A 15,509-nucleotide genomic window follows, 5' to 3' on the forward strand; every position below is an offset into this window, starting at 1 on the left:
GCGGCATGTTCTGAGTGCGCAACACAAATCCGAGCAGGAGGAACACTCATGACCAACTCAGGCCCATCCTTGGCGGAGCGGCTGGCCTATCTCGGGGCTCTGTCCTTGCCCCCTGAGGACGAGGCTCCACCTCAGGGGGAGGTCCGGGTCCAAGAAGACCGGCCCGCAGGCTATGTCGATGACGGCAGCCTGGTCTCGTTCGTCGCCGAGGTTAAGGGACTGGCGCGGCAGGACGTCCTGGACAGCGCTCTCATCGCGCAACTGGCGGCGAACAAGGCCCACCCCCGCGAGGACGACGTGATCGCTTGGTATCACAAGTACACCGAAGTCCTGGAGTACCTTTGCGGCTGGGTCATTCAGGGCAAAGAATTCAGCCACTGGGAAGCACATTCCGCCTCGTTCACGGTCGACAAGGTGATCTTCGAAGTGCTGGCGGCGATCCTCATCGGTGACGACTTGACGGTCGCGGAAAGCACCGTCAACGCCATCAGGGGACTCCCCAAGGAGGACGAGAAGGTCAAGATCTTCGAGTCGGAAAGTTCCGAGAGCCACGGTGGGAACTTCCAGATCGGCCTGTGCAGTCAGATGAACGACGCCGTGGCGATGAAGCTTGGTGCCTTCTACTTCTCCGCAGGGCAGGAAGTAACCAATTTCCTGTGGTTCAACTTCAGCGCATCGGACGCCACCTTCTACAAGGGCACCCGCACCATGACCTTCAACCAGCAGGCATACGCGGACGTCCGCCAGGACATCATCGAGAAACTCGGCGCCCGACGCAAAGCGTACCTCCGGGAACTGGAGATCTAGACGCCCGCCAGGACATCATCGAGAAACTCGGGGTCCGGCGCAAGAAGTACATCCGGGAAATCGGCATCTCGTCGCAAAGCAACACGGAGCGCGCATCTACCTCTCCGCGGCCTCCCAGCGAGAGACACCACCCACCAGCACAACCCAAAGGAGAACACGCCATGGCCGGAGTGCACCAAAAGGGAAACGAAGAGTGGGGAAGCTGGACCAGTTTGGGCTCGCGCTACAACGGCCATCATTGGTCGCCTGCGACTGCGGTCATCGGCCCGTCAGAGGAGGAAAATCAGGGCCCCGCTCTCACCGTATTCCATTCCAGTGGCGAGCAGAAGCTGTACGGCCTCTACAGTTCAGGTAAGATCGCCCACAGTGAAGATGGGGACGCATGGTACCTGTCCGGCACCAAAGCTCTTCCCTTGAGTCCTCAGGGGAAGAAAAGCTCCCCCGCTCTTGTAACCGGTGAGCTGGAAACCGGAAGGGAGCAGATGTATGCCGCGTGGGTCAACTGGAGTTTGGATACAGGCCCAGATGAGGTGTACTACTCCACGAGTACCGACGGCGAGTCCTGGGAATCCCCGCTCACCATCCCTCATGTCGCCATCACGCCCGATAGGGAGCTATGCGCTGCGGTATTCAAGGGCAAGCTTTTTGTGATCACGTGCAATAACGCGACCTCAATGGCCTCATTCGATGGAGTGGGATGGACGAGCGCACCCGCCCCCTCAATTCCAGTGGCAGGTAGGCACAATTCATCTGCCGTTTTCGGCGGACTCCTGTACTGCGGGTGGTACTATAATAACGATTTGCAATATCAAACCTACGACGGCAGCGGATGGGGCCCCGTAAAGACAGTCCCATCCCGCGACAGCCCTTTTCGCCCCGCGCTCGCCGCCTTCCAGGATGACATCCTGGTCTGCACCTTTCAGGCGTGGGACTACCCTAACCGGAAGCTGTCGACGATGTACACCGAGTCACGTAATGGCGATACATGGGGCCCAGTCGAAACCTTGATTTCCCATCAAGGTAAAAACGCTCCCATGGGAAATGCTCTGGCAAAGTTCGGAACATCCCTGAACTGTGTTTCGACATGCGTTTCCCTCGTGGACAGTGCACCACCTTCCCCTTGAGCCGAAACTGTTCCGCACCGTGGTCTGCTACAAGACCGCCTACCGGGACGATCCGGACTTCGCCGGCCACCGCGCACCGCCGACCCACGACTTCCGCCAACCGCCCGCCGCCGACCCGGAGTCCGCACTGACCGGCGTCCTCTACGAGGGCTACCCCACGGACGCGCCCTATGTCGTCCACAGCGCGGACCACTGGCTCTTCGCGGGCACCGGAGCGAAGCGCGGCGAGGCCTTCGACCACCTCATCGGGGTCGAGTACGACCGGGTCACCCCGGAGGCGCCCACCCCGGCGCGGCTGGAGATCCTCGCCCACTCCCCGCTGGTCTGCAACGGCCGGAGCAGCCACGCGGACTCCGCGTACCACACCGTGCCGAGCGGCGCCGGAGTCTTCTCCTCCGGAACGATGCGGTGGGTCGAGGCCCTCATGGCCGGGACGCGCGAGAACGGCCGCAATCACGGCATGGACGGCCGAACGGGAGCCTTCGTCACCCGCACCACCGAGAACCTCCTCCGCGCGTTCGCCGTGGGCCCTGCCGCGAAGACACGGCCGGCGCCGCGGAACAACGTGGCGAGTGTGTACGGGACTTAGCGGTCTTCCCGTGCCGCTTCGGCGGTATCCACCGTGTTCGACGACCCGAATTCGATCGCGCAGGCCCGGCTGGTCCCGGTGATGCGGCCGGCCGAGCGGTGCGGGCCCTCACGGCTGGTGGCCGAGAAGGTGAAGCTGACCGGGCGCCCGGCCTACCTCTGCGGGGCCATGAGGGGGAGCAGTACCTCGTCCACGATCGCGTAGACCTCCTCCTCGGGAACGGTTCCCTTCGCCATCAGCTCGGCGAAGATCATGCGTGGGCCCACCGAGGCGATACGTGGTGTGACGCACCGCGGGTCCGTCTCGCCCCGGTCGGCAGCGGCGCGGAGCATGCCCAGCAAGATCTTCTGGTTGGGCAGGGTGACCAGTCTCTGGACCTGGGCGAACAGTTCGGGGTGGCAGGCCCGCTGGGTCAGCAAGGGCAGCAGGGCGCGCCCGCGGGGCTCGTCCAGGACACGCGCGAACGCGCCGAGCGTGGCGATGAGATCGCCGCGCAGCGTTCCGGTGTCGGGGACGACGGGGGTGCCGAAGCCCGCGACCGGGTCTGCCAGGGCGGCCAGGACCAGTTCGGCGGGGGTCGACCAACGCCGGTAGAGCGCCGACTTCCCGGTGCCCGCGCGAGCGGCGATCTTGTCGAAGGCGAGCCCTTCGAAGCCGGTGGCGGCCAGCGCCTCGAAGGTCGCCTCATAGATCGCCAGGGTGAGCGCGCCTCCGCGCCGACGCGTCGACTTCCCGGCGGGAGCAGGCGCGCGCGAGGCGTCAGCCGCCCCCTCTTCTGTAGCGGCGGGGGGAGGAGGGTCGGCGGAGGCCCCAGGAAGTCCGGTCACCTCTCCGGTTATAGCCGTGCCCGCTGCCGTGCGTCGAACCGAGCGGCGGTAGCGTAAGGTTAGTGGACAAAACTGTCCCCTATTTTGGAGGTGTCGTATGGCCACCACATCCGCTGCCAAGACCGCACTGACCAACGTGCGTGTCTTCGACGGCCGGGAACTGTCCGCACCCTGCACCGTCGTCATCGATGGCGGCGGGATCGGTACCGATGCCCGTGGTGCGCAGGAGCTCGACGCGGACGGCGCCGTCGTGCTGCCGGGGCTGATCGACAGTCATGTGCACCTCCACGACTCCCGGGCGCTGGAGCAACTGGCGTCCTACGGCGTGACCACCGGGCTGGACATGGGGGCCGGGCCCGCCGAACTGGTCGCCACGCTGCGGAAGGTCACCGGCTACGCGGACTTCCGTACTGCCGGGTTGCCCGCCATCGGCCCCGACGGCGCCCACTCCCGCTTCCCGGGGATGCCTCCGGAGGCGATCATCCGCACTCCCCAGGACGCCCGGAACCATGTCGCCGCCCGCGTGGCGGAGGGCGTCGACTACATCAAGGGCATCGCCGAGGCTCCCGGCGACGGCGGCCCGAGCGGCGAGAGCCTGAGGGCCCTGGTCACCGCCGCCCGCGCGCACGGCATGAAGACGGTCATCCACGCGGCCGGCGTCGGCGCGTTCACGATCGCCGTCGACTCCGGCGCGGACTTCATCACCCATGTCCCCAACGATGGGGTCATCGCGGAGACCGACGTCGCCAAGATGGCGGCGGCAGGCCAGATCGCCATCCCCACGATCACCATGATGGAGGGCGTCCTGGCAGGCAGGGCGCCCACCACCCACCTGTTCAAGAGCGTCGCCAACCTCCACCACGCACACGTGAACGTCCTGGCGGGCACCGACGCCAACACCCTGCCCGGCATCCCGTTCGCCGTTCAGCACGGCGAAAGCCTTCACCACGAGCTGGAACGCCTCGTCCAGGCAGGCCTCTCCCCTGCGGAGGCGCTTCGGGCCGCCACCATCCTGCCCGCCCGAGCCTTCGGGCTCACCGACCGCGGCGCCGTCGAGCCGGGCCTACGGGCCGACCTCCTCCTCATCGACGGCGATCCCCTGGCGGACATCACCGCCACCCGCAAAATCCGCAACATCTGGTGCGGCGGCCACTCCATCGCCCCCGCCCGGCACCCGATGACCTTCAACGACTGACCTTCAACGACTGACCTTCAACGACTGACCTTCAACGACGGAATTGCGGGAACCGGGCGACGGATTCCGCCTCCCGGGAGATGAAGGTTCCGTTGACGTGAAAGGAACCCGGCCGGTGATGTCCCTGCTCCGTTCACGTACTGACGCACAGAGGCGAGGGCATGGAGCATTCCACGGGCGCTTCTTCGGCCGGGAGACCGAGATGGCGGAATCGGCCAGGCCGGCGGCATTCGCTGCGACGGGTTCGGGGCAGACAGCGTTCAGGCGGCGTTCCTTGTCGGTGAGGCCGGAATGGGCGAGTCCGCCGTGCTGCGGCTGGTGGCGAGGGCCGCGGAGAGCCTGGGGGCGGGGACGTTGTGCGGGGCGGCACACCGCGGCGAAGCAGTCGACTCCCGCGGCGCCCGGCCCGGCTCAGTGGCCCAGTCGGGCCAGGGCGGCGAGCGGGTAGCGTTCCCCGGCCACGGCGCCGTCGGGCACGACCGCCCGGAGCCGGGCCGCCTGCTCCGGGCCGAGCGGGATCCCGGCCGCCGCCGCGTTCTCCTCCAGGTACGCCCGGCGCTTGGTGCCGGGGATCGGGACGATGTCCTCGCCCTGGGCGAGCAGCCAGCCGAGCACGGCCTGTGCCGGGGTGCGGCCGAGGGACTCGGCGGTGGTGCGAACGGCCTGGACGAGGCGGAGATTGCGGTCGATGTTCTCCTCGGAGAACCGCGGCCACCGGCGCCGCGCGTCCTCGGCGGTGAGGTCGTCGCGGGACGCCAGCGCACCCGTCAGCATGCCGCGCCCGAGTGGGGAGTACGCCACGACGCCGATGCCGAGTTCCCGGCAGGTCGCCAGCATCTCGCCCTCCACGACATCGCGGGTGAAGAGGGAGTACTCCAGCTGGACGGCGCTGATGGGGTGGACGGCGTGCGCCCGGCGCAGCGTCTGCGGGCTCACCTCGCTGAGGCCGAGATGCTGTACGGCACCGGCGGCGACCAGCTCGGCCAGCGCACCCACCGTCTCCTCGATAGGGACGGCCGGATCGCGGCGATGCATGTAGTAGAGGTCGATGCGGTCCGTGCCGAGGCGGCGCAGCGAGGCGTGGCACGCCTCGCGCACCCAGGCGGCGGAGGTGTCGACCGCGTTCACCCGCCCGGTGGCGGCGTCGTGCCGCAGCCCGAACTTGGTCGCCACGACCAGCCCGTCCCGCTGCGACGCCGTACGGCGTCGCAGCCAGCGGCCGACGAACTCCTCGTTGGCGCCCCGCCCGTAGGCGTCCGCGGTGTCGAGCAGGGTGACGCCGAGCTCGACCGCGCGGTCGAGGGTCCGCACGGACTCCGCGTCGTCCGGGACGCCGTACGCGGTCGACATCCCCATACAGCCGAGGCCGAGCGCGGAGACGTCCGGACCGTGCGTACCGAGCCGACGGCGCTTCATCGTTGCCCCGGCGCCGGTCAGGCGGACACGTTCGCGACGAAGGCGGCCCAGGCGGTGGCGCTCAGAGTGAGCGCCGGGCCGTCGGGGTTCTTGGAGTCGCGGACGTGGATGGTGGGGTGGGGGGACGAGCAGGTGGCGACCTCTACGCAGTCGCCGCTGGCGCTGTAGCTGGACTTGCGCCAGGCGTAGGCGACCTCGACGCAGGCACCGCCCTGGTCGCTGCTGTAGCTGGACTTGCGCCAGGCGTAGGCGACCTCTACGCAGTTGCCGCCCGCACTGCCGCTGTAGCTGGACTTGAACCAGGCAAGGCCGTTGGAGAAGGACTGGGCTGGTGTGCTGGTCATGGCTCTCCTAGCAAGTCGTCCAGCAGGCCCCTGGTCTCCTCAGGGGTGAGGGCCTGCGACCGCAGCATCCCATACACCTGTTGATACACGCTGACCTCATCCGGGTCATCGACCAGGAAGCTGATCCGTTGTGCCTCGATGTATACGAGGTGTTCGTGATCGGGCGTCTCCAAGAGGACGAGCGGCCCATCCAGTGAAGCGTGGGCGGCTCGGGCGGTCGGCATGATCTGGAGCCCCAGGAAAGGAAGTTCGGCGCACCGCCGCAGATGGCGGATCTGTTCACGCCAGGTGTCCGGCCCTCCTAGCGGCCGGTGCAGCACCACCTCCTCCAGAATGAAGTTGAGCATCGGTCGAGGCTTCTTGCGTTCCAGCAGCTTCTGCCGGTCGAGCCGCCCGGAGACCCACTCGTCCGCCTGATCCTCGTCGAGTGGCGGATAGAGGCAGTCGAAGACCGCCCGCGCATACGCCTCCGTCTGTAGCAGCCCAGGCATCACCTGGTTTTCGTACGACAGCAGCGTCAGCGCCTCCTCCTCGTGCTCCACCAGGTCCTGTACGAACGCAGGCAGCTTCTCTCTTTCCGGAACCTTCGACACCGCGACCGCCAACGCGCCCTTGGTGCCGAGTAGTTCATCGAAGGTCTCGGCCAAATCGATCTTCAGTGCCCTGCGGCCCTGCTCGATCGAGCCGATCGTGTCCTCGTGCAGACCCACCGCCTCGGCCAGCGCCGGCTGCGTTAACCGGGCCGCCTTCCGGAAGTGGCTCAACTGGGCGCCGATCACATGCCAGGAAGTGATCCTCTGTGGTTTGTTCGCCGGGTACATGCGGCTTGCCCTCCCCCCGTCGTGACTGTCTGATGCGGCGGAATGTCGTACATCGCATCTGTACGACTTCACGCTGTGGCTCAGTCTAGTCACTCACTGTGACATTGGCGGCATGCAAAAGGAGATGCAGGCGCTCTGCGCCCGTACGGCGTTCTACCGGCGAGAGCGCCGATCCGTGCCGCTGGCAAGGGAGTTCGCGCGTAACGCGCTCGCCGACTGGGATCTGGAGCACCTGGCGGACGACGTCCTGCTGTGCGTGAGCGAACTGGCCACCAATGCCCTGCTGCACGGCGTCCCGCCCGGCCGCGGCTACCGGTTGTGGTTGTCGCTGGAAGGGGACGGGATGGTGCGCGTCGAGGTGCATGACAGCGGTGACGGGGAGCCGCGGGTTCCGGTGCCGTACGACGAGGTGGAGGGGGAGGCCGGGCGGGGGCTGTTGCTGGTGTCCGCGCTCGCCGACGCGTGGGGCGTCGGCGAGCGCGTGCCGGGGAAGGCCGTGTGGTGCGCGTTCCGCGGCTACGGCAAGGGCTACGGCAGGCTGTGAACGTGCGGGCCGACCGCGTTCGACCAGGCGTTGCCGCTCGCCGCGTCCCAGTTGGTCGACCAGGTCATGGCGCCCCGTACGCCGGGGTAGGTTCGGGCCGGTTTGAAGGAGCCGCAGTTGGTGCCCTTGGCCAGGCAGTCCAGGGCGGCGTTGACGACGCTCGGGGCGACATAGCCGCTGCCCGCGCCGCGGGTGGAGGCGGGCAGGCCCAGGCCCACCTGGGAGGGGTCGAGGCCGCCTTCGAGCTGGATGCAGGCCAGCGCGGTGAGGAAGTCGACGGTGCCCTGGGAGTAGACCTTGCCGTCACAGCCGTTCATCGAACCGCTGTTGTAGTACTGGGTGTTGACGACGGTGAGGATGTCCTTGATGTTCAGCGCCGTCTTGAAGTAGCCGCCTGCGGTGGACTGCATGTCGATGGTCTGCGGGGCCATGGTGATGACGAGCTTGCTGCCCGCCTTCTGGGAGAGCGAGCGCAGCGCCTGGGTCATATAGGTGGGGTCGAGGCCGTTCTCCAGGTCGATGTCGACGCCGTTGAAGCCGTACTGCTGCATGAGGGTGTAGAGGCTGTCGGCGAAGTTGTTCGCCGAAGTGGTGTCGTTGACGGAGACGGTGCCCTTTTCGCCGCCGATGGAGAGGACGACCGACTTGCCGGCCGCCTGCTTGGCCTTGATGTCGGCCTTGAACCGGTCGACGGTGTAGCCGCCCAGGCCGGCCGAGTCGAGGTTGAAGGTGACGGCGCCGGGTGTGGTGGTGGCGTCCGCGAAGGCGACCGCGATGATGTCGTACTGGCCCGGTACGTCGCTGATCTTCTGGACGGTGGCGCCGTTGTTGAAGTTCTGCCAGTAGCCGGTGACCGCGTGCTGGGGGACTGAAGGGTCGCTGCCGCCGCCGGACGGGGAGGTGGTGGCGGTGATCTCTGCCGAACGGGCCGATTCTCCGGCCGCGTTGGTGGCCGAGACCTGGAAGCGGTAGGCGGTGGCGGGCGATAGTCCGGTGACCGTGGCGGACGTCCCGTTCACCGTCCGGTCCTTGGCGCCGTCGCGGTAGACCGTGTAGCCGGTGGCGCCGGAGACCGGGTTCCAGGAGAGGGCGACAGATGACGAGGTCACGGAACCGGCGGCCAGGCCACCGGGCGTCGCCGGGATCTCGGGGCCGGGGTCGGTGCCGCCTCCGCCGTCGGGGCCCAGGACGCTGATGTCATCGGCGTAGTAGGGCGGTTGGGCGTACCAGCCGTGGGTGTAGACGGTGACGGAGGTGGTGTGGGGGCCCGTGGTGAAGCTCGTGGTGAGCTGCTGCCAGGTGGGGGCGGACGGGGTCCAGGTGGAGACGTCGGTGGTGCCGGTGCCGGAGGCGCCCAAGTAGACGTAGGAGCCCTGGACGTACGCGCTGAGCCGGTAGGTCGAGTCGGGCTTGACGGCGACGGTCTGGGAGCAGGTGGCGTTGTCCGAGGCGGTGGGGGTGGCCTTGAGGGCGGCGGTGCCGCTGTGGGTGGGCGAGCTGACGGTGCTGCCGCTCGACGCCGAGCAGGTCCAGTTGCTCAGCCCGGATTCGTAACCGGCGTTCTTGGCGACGTTGACGTCGGCGGCTGCGGTGGGCGCGGCCGAGGCGGTCGTGGTGGCCGCCGCGGCGGCGACGACCGCGAGGAGTGTGGTGAGCAGGCGTCTGTGGCGGGACCGTCTGATGCGTGCGGTGCGAGGCATACCTGTCTCCAGTGCCGAAGGGGGAACACGGGGAGAACTGCGCGAGACGGTGGCCACCGCTACTGGGCCAACAGAATGGTTCAGACCAATGGGCCGGTCAAGAGGTAGGGCGCATCGGGGACTTGCGCGAACCAACCGTTCCCAAAGTTGTCACCCCGAGACCTATCGCCCGTCACGGCAGTTCGCTACCGTCCCCGTCGCATCATCTCAATGGGCTGAGTGCAAACCATTGACTGACGACTGGGAGGTCGGGCGTGGCACCGGAGGTATCTCGTAGACGCGTACTGGGAGTTGGCGCTGCCGCGGCGGGTGCGGCGATGGCCGGCTCACTGTTGCCGCCGTCGTTGCAGCAGGCGATGGCCGACGACGCGGCGCGGCCGGAGCGAGGGCAGGGCGGGCTCAAGGACATCAAGCATGTCGTCGTGCTGATGCAGGAGAACCGTTCCTTCGACCACTACTTCGGGATGCTGCGCGGCGTACGCGGCTACGCCGACCGCAATGCGGTCGAGCTGCCCGGCGGCCGGAGCGTCTTCGAGCAGCCGGGGCTGCTGGGCGTCGGGACCGTGCTGCCGTTCTCGGTGCGCGAGGCGGCCGCCGCGCAGAACAAGGACCTCCAGTACATCGGGGCGCTGGACCACGGCTGGGACGGCGGGTCCAAGGCGTGGAACGGCGGCTGGATGAACAACTGGGTCACCGCCAAGACCGCCGCCACGATGGCGCACTACGACCGTAAGGACATTCCGCTGCACTACGAGCTCGCGGACACCTTCACCGTCTGCGACGCGTACCACTCCTCGATCCACTCCTCCACCAGCCCCAACCGCAACCACCTGGTCAGCGGCTGGACCGGCTTCGAGCCCAACGGCAAGCGGGCCGTGGGCAACGACGCGTACGACGAGGACACCCACACCGGCTACACCTGGACGACCTACGCCGAGCGGCTGGAGAAGGCCGGCCGCAGCTGGCGGGTCTACCAGGAGTGGGACAACTTCACCGACAACAACCTGGAGTTCTACGCGAGCTTCAAGGCGGTCGCGAAGAAGGCCCTGGCGAAGGTGGACGGGGTGCACACCATGACCGCCTTCTACGGGAAGGTGGCCGGCGCCGACAAGGCCGGCCAAAAGCGGCTGCAGGGGCTGCTGGACGAGGGTGTCAAGGGGCTGAGCCGCGCCGAGCGGAGCCTGTTCGAGCGGGCGCTGCGGCGGGGCGAGCCGGACACCACCGCGACCGCCTTCGCCGCCGATGTGGCGAGCGGCAAGCTGCCCGAGGTGTCGTACATCGTGCCGTCCGCCGCGGACTCCGAGCACCCCGGCGATTCCTCGCCGGTCGAGAGCGCCACCATCGTCTACAAGGTGCTGGACGCGCTCGGCAAGAACCCGGATGTCTGGCGGCACACCGCGCTCTTCCTGACGTACGACGAGAACGACGGGTTCTTCGACCATGTGCCGCCGCCGGTGCCGCCGGCCGGGACGGACGGGGAGTTCTGGGACGGGCGCCCGACCGGCCTGGGCATGCGGGTGCCGATGATCGTCATCTCGCCGTGGACGGTCGGCGGCTACGCCTGCTCGCAGGTCTTCGACCACACCTCGATCAACCGGTTCCTGGAGCGCTGGACGGGGATCAAGGAGCCGAACATCAGCGCCTGGCGGCGGACCGTGTGCGGCGATCTGACCGCCGCCTTCGACTTCTCCCGTGGGCGCAAGCAGCCGGCGGTGCGGCAGCCGGGCGAGATCCCGGCGTTCAGCGGGCGCTGGTCGCCGCTGCCGCCGGCCCGGCAGGCGCTGCCGCGGCAGGAGCACGGCAGCCGGCGGGCCAGGGCCCTGCCGTACCAGCCGGACGCGGACGGCGGCTTCGACCCGGCCGCCTCGGTCTTCCGGATGGCCGTCCGCAACGCCGGGAAGGCCTCCGCGCATCTCGCGCTCTATCCGTACGCGAAGGAGTTCGACGCGCCGCAGCACCGCGATGTGCGCGGCACGGCGGAGTGGGACGTGCCGGTGAAGGACGGTACGTACCGCTTCACGGTCACCGGGCCGAACGGCTTCCGACGGGAATTCGCCGGTACGGGCCAGGGCGCGGCCGCGGCCGTCAAGATCAGCACGCGGATCGACGCCGGGCGCCGGGAGCTCCATCTGACCGTCGTCAACCACGGCCGCCACGATCTGACCTGCACCCTCAAGCCGCTCGCGTACGCGGACACCGCGCCGCGCACGGTGAAGGTGAAGGCCCACAGCACCCGCACCGTCGCGCATGCCGCCGCCGACGCGCACGGCTGGTACGACCTCGCGCTCACGGTCGCCGAGGACGCGACCTTCCACCGCCGGCTGATGGGGCATGTGGAGAACGGCGAGGAGTCGATCACCGGCTGAGGTGGCGGGCAGCAGCCCGCGGGAAGAGTTCCCGCTTCCCGTCCCTTTGTGGGGAAATCCACAAAGGCGACAAAGGATCTTTTCGGACTGACAGTCTGCTCAGTCGGGGGCCCGCCACTCCTTCGTCGGCAGCGGCGGGCCCCCTTCTACCCGTACATCCGCGCTCGGCACCACCCGCCCCCGGGAGATATCGACGCACAACCCGGGAAGCAGACGAGATCCGTGACCGCTCTGGCTCGGTGGTGTCTCAGGCGCCGCATCGTGGTGATCGTCCTCTGGCTCGCCGCTTTCGCGGGGGTCGCCGTCGCCGCGGGGGTGGCCGGTTCCGCGTACTCGAACAACTACGAGGTGCCCGGGACCGAATCCGGGCAGGCCTCGGCCCTGATGGCACAGGCCTTCCCCGGCCGGTCCGGGGACAGCGACAGCATCGTGTGGCACACGGAGTCCGGCACCGTGCGGGCCGGCGCGGTCGAGAAGACCATGTCGCGTACGCTGGCGAAGATCGCCGAGCTGCCCGGCGTCTCCGAGGTGCAGAGCCCGTACGGCAAGCAGGCCGACGGAGCGCAGGGCGGGCGGCAGATCAGCAAGGACGGGCACACCGCCTACGCCTCCGTCGTCTTCGACCGGCCCACCGACGAGCTGGACCCGGCCCAGGTCCACAAGGTCGTCGACACCGCGCAGGCCGCTGCCGGCGACGGGCTCCAGGTCGAGCTGGGCGGCGCCGGGATCGCGCTGACCGAGGCACCACGGGCCCAGCTCCCGGAGATCATCGGACTGTGCGCCGCGGCCGTGGTGCTCTTCCTCGCCTTCGGGTCGCTCGCCGCGACCTTCCTGCCGATCATCACCGCGGTCGCCGCCGTCGGCACCGCCTCGGCCGGCATCACGCTGCTCAGCCACGCCATGACCGTCGCCGACTTCGCCCCGATGCTGGGCATGCTGATCGGCCTCGGTGTCGGCATCGACTATGCGCTGTTCATCGTCACCCGGCACCGCAAGGGCCTTCGAGCGGGCCTCACTGTCGACGAGGCCGCCACCCGTGCGGTCACGGTGTCCGGGCGCGCGGTCGTCTTCGCCGGGGCCACCGTCTGTATCGCGCTGCTCGGCATGCTGATCCTGCGGCTGAGCTTCCTCAACGGCGTCGCCCTCGCCGCCTCGCTCACCGTCGTCCTGACCGTGGCCGCCTCCATCACCCTGCTGCCGGCGCTGCTCGGGCTGATCGGGATGCGGGCGCTGAGCCGCCGCGAGCGCCGGCAGCTGGCCGAGCACGGACCGCGGCGCGAGCGGCCCACCGGTATCGCCGCCCGTTGGTCGGGCTTCGTCGAGCGGCACCCCAAGCTGCTGGGCGTGGCCGCGGCCGCCTTCATGATCGTGCTCGCACTGCCCACCTTCGGCCTCCACCTGGGCACCTCCGACCAGGGCAACAACCCCGCCACGTCGACCAGCCGCAAGGCCTACGACCTGCTGGCCGGCGGCGGGGCCGGCGCCGGCCGAGGGGGCGGCTTCGGGCCCGGCTTCAACGGGCCGCTGACGCTCGTCGGCACCCTCGACGGCGCCAAGGACCGGCTCGCCTTCGACAAACTGCCCGACCGGCTGCGGCACACGCCCGGCGTCGCCCAGGTCAGCGGCCCCGAGTTCAACGGCAGCCGCGGCACCGGCGTGATCACGGTGGTACCCACCAGCTCACCGCAGTCCCGGCAGACCTCCGACCTGGTGGCACGGCTGCGTACGGACGTACTGCCGGCCGCCGAGGGGCGGACCACGATGCAGGTGCGGGTCGGCGGCGTCACCGCGAGCTACGACGACTTCGCGTCCGTCATCGTCGGCAAGCTGCCGCTCTTCATCGGCGTCGTCATCGCGTTCGGCTCGCTCCTGCTGCTGCTCGCCTTCCGCAGCATCGGCATCCCCCTCAAGGCCGCGCTGATGAATGTCATGGCGGTCGCCTCCTCCTTCGGGATCGTCACCGCGATCTTCCAGTGGGGGTGGGGCAGTGAGCTGCTGGGGCTGGGCAGCGCCGGCCCGATCGAACCGTTCCTGCCGGTCATCATGGTGTCGGTGCTCTTCGGACTGTCCATGGACTACCAGGTCTTCCTGGTGAGCCGGATGTACGAGGAGTGGCAGCTGACGCGGGACAACTGCCGGGCGGTACGGGTCGGACTCGCCGAGACCAGCCGGGTGATCAACTCGGCGGCGGTCATCATGATCGCGGTCTTCGCGGCGTTCATCCTCAGCGGCGACCGGACGATCGCGATGTTCGGCATCGGCCTGGCCTCCGCCGTCGCCCTGGACGCCTTCGTCCTGCGTACGCTGCTGGTGCCCGCCCTGATGCACATGCTGGGCGGCGCCAACTGGTGGCTGCCGTCATGGCTCGACCGCCGGCTGCCCCGGATCAGCATCGAACCGCCGCCGGAGCCGGACGGTGCGGCGGGCCCGGCCGAGCCGGCCGGCGAGAAGCCGCTGGTCGGGGTCTAGGAAATGCCCTCGGGGCGCCAGGACACGACCTGGCGCCCGGGCGGCGTGTCGCCGCTGATCGCCCGCCCGTCGTAGCGGCTCTCATCCGACTCTCAGACGCGGCCCCTACGGTCGCGCCCATGGGAACGACCAGGACGACCGAGAAGCGAACCGACGACGAGACCGTGCCGGCGCAGGCCGCCGCCACGGAGGACTCCACGAGCAAGGAGGCCGTGGACGCGGCCGCCACAACGGAGGACGCGGACGCGGCCGACGGCCGGGCCGTGGCCGCCGAGCACGACGAGGACGGCAACGACAGCGACCTCGACGCCGAGAGCGCTGATGACGATGCCGAGGACGACGACGAGGACGCCGCGCCCGTAGGGACCGCCACCGGCATCGCCGCCGGCGCCGGTGCCGTCGTCGCCGCGGGGCTCGGCCTCGCGTCCGTCACCGGCACCTGGCTCGGCACGCTGATGGCCGAGCGGCAGGCGCTGCTGGGCCAGATCAAGCTCCAGTCGCGCCAGGCCACCGACCAGATCTCCGCCGTCTACGGCACCCCCTGGCACACCACCGCCCTGGTCAACGGCGTCTTCGCACTGCTCGCCGTGATCGTCGCCGCGGTGGTGCTGAGCCGCCCGCGCGCCACCTGGGTGCGGGCCGTCGCCTGGGGCGGGCTGGCGCTCGGTGTGCTGGGGATCCTGATCTCCGCCGGCATGTACTTCGACCTGTTCGCCAGCATGCCCAGCATCCCTAAGGGCCCCGGGGCAGGCTCCTGAGTCCCCCACGGCCGACGCAGCCGGAGTCTTAGGTTCCGGACGGCCGCGGACGCAGGTTTCCCCACTCCGTACGGGTGCCGCGGACGGTGCCTAAGGAACCCGCGGACAGCGCGGCGGGTTTCTAAGCACCGCCCGGGCGCAAAGATCGGGAACTCGCCCGATGTGGCGGACCCCCCTTGGCGACGAGGCTTGAGCACATCGACAAGCCGTCGAGACACCACCTCACCGCCGTCAGGGGAGCGACACCATGTACACCTCCGAGCTGGAGATCCGGGTCCGTTACGAAGAGCTGCGCCGCGAGGCCGACCGGCAGCGCCTGGTGCGCGAGGCGACCGAGGGTCGGAGCGCCGCCGCCCGATCCGGGGCGAACGATCCCGAAGGGCGGGTGAGTTCACGGTGGGGCCGGCGGGTGCGGGTACGCCGCGCCGCCGCCTGACCGCGAGGCGCACATGCCGTCCCGCGCGCCGGCCCCACCGCCGGCCCGACCGCACTCCGCCCGGCCCCGGGTGCTCCGCACACCGGGCCGGGCGTTTTGCGTGGTGAAGCCCA

The 15,509-nt window shown here is 69.1% G+C and carries 13 protein-coding genes and 1 pseudogene; 9 read left to right on the forward strand and 5 right to left on the reverse strand.

The genetic code is table 11. The features are described 5' to 3' along the window. Positions 1 to 48 precede the first annotated feature (48 nt). The 3 genes and pseudogenes from KI385_RS31145 to KI385_RS31155 form a co-directional block, all read left to right on the forward strand. Positions 49 to 807, forward strand: coding sequence for a hypothetical protein (locus tag KI385_RS31145; protein WP_238575429.1), 759 nt, complete (start codon positions 49 to 51; stop codon positions 805 to 807). A 161-nt stretch (positions 808 to 968) separates the two neighbouring features. Then, on the forward strand, positions 969 to 1,931 hold the full coding sequence (locus KI385_RS31150) for a hypothetical protein (RefSeq protein WP_238575430.1): 963 nt from the start codon (positions 969 to 971) through the stop codon (positions 1,929 to 1,931). Positions 1,932 to 1,944: 13 nt separating this feature from the next. Further along, a pseudogene (locus tag KI385_RS31155) lies at positions 1,945 to 2,520 on the forward strand (N,N-dimethylformamidase beta subunit family domain-containing protein); the annotation flags it as partial. 152 nt (positions 2,521 to 2,672) lie between these two features. On the opposite strand, the gene KI385_RS31160 reads toward KI385_RS31155, so the two are convergent. Next, positions 2,673 to 3,347, reverse strand: a complete 675-nt coding sequence (locus KI385_RS31160; protein WP_238575431.1) for a TetR/AcrR family transcriptional regulator — start codon at positions 3,345 to 3,347, stop codon at positions 2,673 to 2,675. Positions 3,348 to 3,444: 97 nt separating this feature from the next. Between KI385_RS31160 and KI385_RS31165 the strand changes: the two genes are divergently transcribed. Then, positions 3,445 to 4,542 carry an amidohydrolase family protein gene (locus KI385_RS31165; protein WP_238575432.1) on the forward strand — a complete coding sequence of 366 codons (1,098 nt, stop codon included), beginning with the start codon at positions 3,445 to 3,447 and terminating at the stop codon, positions 4,540 to 4,542. A gap of 411 nt (positions 4,543 to 4,953) precedes the next feature. Here the strand turns inward: KI385_RS31165 and KI385_RS31170 are convergent, their stop codons facing one another. Genes KI385_RS31170 through KI385_RS31180 form a run of 3 tightly spaced genes read right to left on the reverse strand, consistent with a single transcriptional unit; the run spans position 4,954 to position 7,123 of the window. Continuing rightward, a complete protein-coding gene (locus tag KI385_RS31170) occupies positions 4,954 to 5,958 on the reverse strand; it encodes an aldo/keto reductase (RefSeq protein WP_238575433.1) in 1,005 nt (334 codons plus the stop codon). A 17-nt stretch (positions 5,959 to 5,975) separates the two neighbouring features. Continuing rightward, positions 5,976 to 6,302 (reverse strand): DUF397 domain-containing protein, encoded by a 327-nt coding sequence (locus KI385_RS31175; RefSeq protein ID WP_238575434.1) that lies wholly within the window; start codon positions 6,300 to 6,302, stop codon positions 5,976 to 5,978. Beyond that, positions 6,299 to 7,123 (reverse strand): helix-turn-helix domain-containing protein, encoded by an 825-nt coding sequence (locus tag KI385_RS31180; protein WP_238575435.1) that lies wholly within the window; start codon positions 7,121 to 7,123, stop codon positions 6,299 to 6,301. The genes KI385_RS31175 and KI385_RS31180 overlap by 4 nt, the downstream gene beginning before the upstream one ends. 112 nt (positions 7,124 to 7,235) lie before the next feature. Between KI385_RS31180 and KI385_RS31185 the strand changes: the two genes are divergently transcribed. Then, positions 7,236 to 7,667 (forward strand): ATP-binding protein, encoded by a 432-nt coding sequence (locus KI385_RS31185; RefSeq protein WP_238575436.1) that lies wholly within the window; start codon positions 7,236 to 7,238, stop codon positions 7,665 to 7,667. Here the strand turns inward: KI385_RS31185 and KI385_RS31190 are convergent. Beyond that, positions 7,652 to 9,367, reverse strand: coding sequence for a chitinase (locus tag KI385_RS31190; RefSeq protein ID WP_238575437.1), 1,716 nt, complete (start codon positions 9,365 to 9,367; stop codon positions 7,652 to 7,654). The genes KI385_RS31185 and KI385_RS31190 overlap by 16 nt on opposite strands. Positions 9,368 to 9,621: 254 nt before the next feature. On the opposite strand from KI385_RS31190, the gene KI385_RS31195 reads away from it, so the two are divergent. The 4 genes from KI385_RS31195 to KI385_RS31210 all read left to right on the forward strand — a co-directional run bounded on the left by KI385_RS31195 (position 9,622) and on the right by KI385_RS31210 (position 15,396). After that, positions 9,622 to 11,733, forward strand: coding sequence for a phosphocholine-specific phospholipase C (locus KI385_RS31195; protein WP_238575438.1), 2,112 nt, complete (start codon positions 9,622 to 9,624; stop codon positions 11,731 to 11,733). Positions 11,734 to 11,955: 222 nt separating this feature from the next. Further along, on the forward strand, positions 11,956 to 14,202 hold the full coding sequence (locus KI385_RS31200; protein WP_238575439.1) for an MMPL family transporter: 2,247 nt from the start codon (positions 11,956 to 11,958) through the stop codon (positions 14,200 to 14,202). A gap of 119 nt (positions 14,203 to 14,321) precedes the next feature. After that, the gene (locus tag KI385_RS31205) at positions 14,322 to 14,960 is read left to right on the forward strand and encodes a hypothetical protein (protein WP_238575440.1); all 639 of its coding nucleotides are present in this window, start codon (positions 14,322 to 14,324) and stop codon (positions 14,958 to 14,960) included. A gap of 247 nt (positions 14,961 to 15,207) precedes the next feature. After that, positions 15,208 to 15,396, forward strand: coding sequence for a hypothetical protein (locus KI385_RS31210; protein ID WP_238575441.1), 189 nt, complete (start codon positions 15,208 to 15,210; stop codon positions 15,394 to 15,396). Positions 15,397 to 15,509: the final 113 nt, after the last annotated feature.

This window comes from Streptomyces inhibens (assembly GCF_022221585.1).
GTDB classification, from domain to species: domain Bacteria; phylum Actinomycetota; class Actinomycetes; order Streptomycetales; family Streptomycetaceae; genus Streptomyces; species Streptomyces inhibens.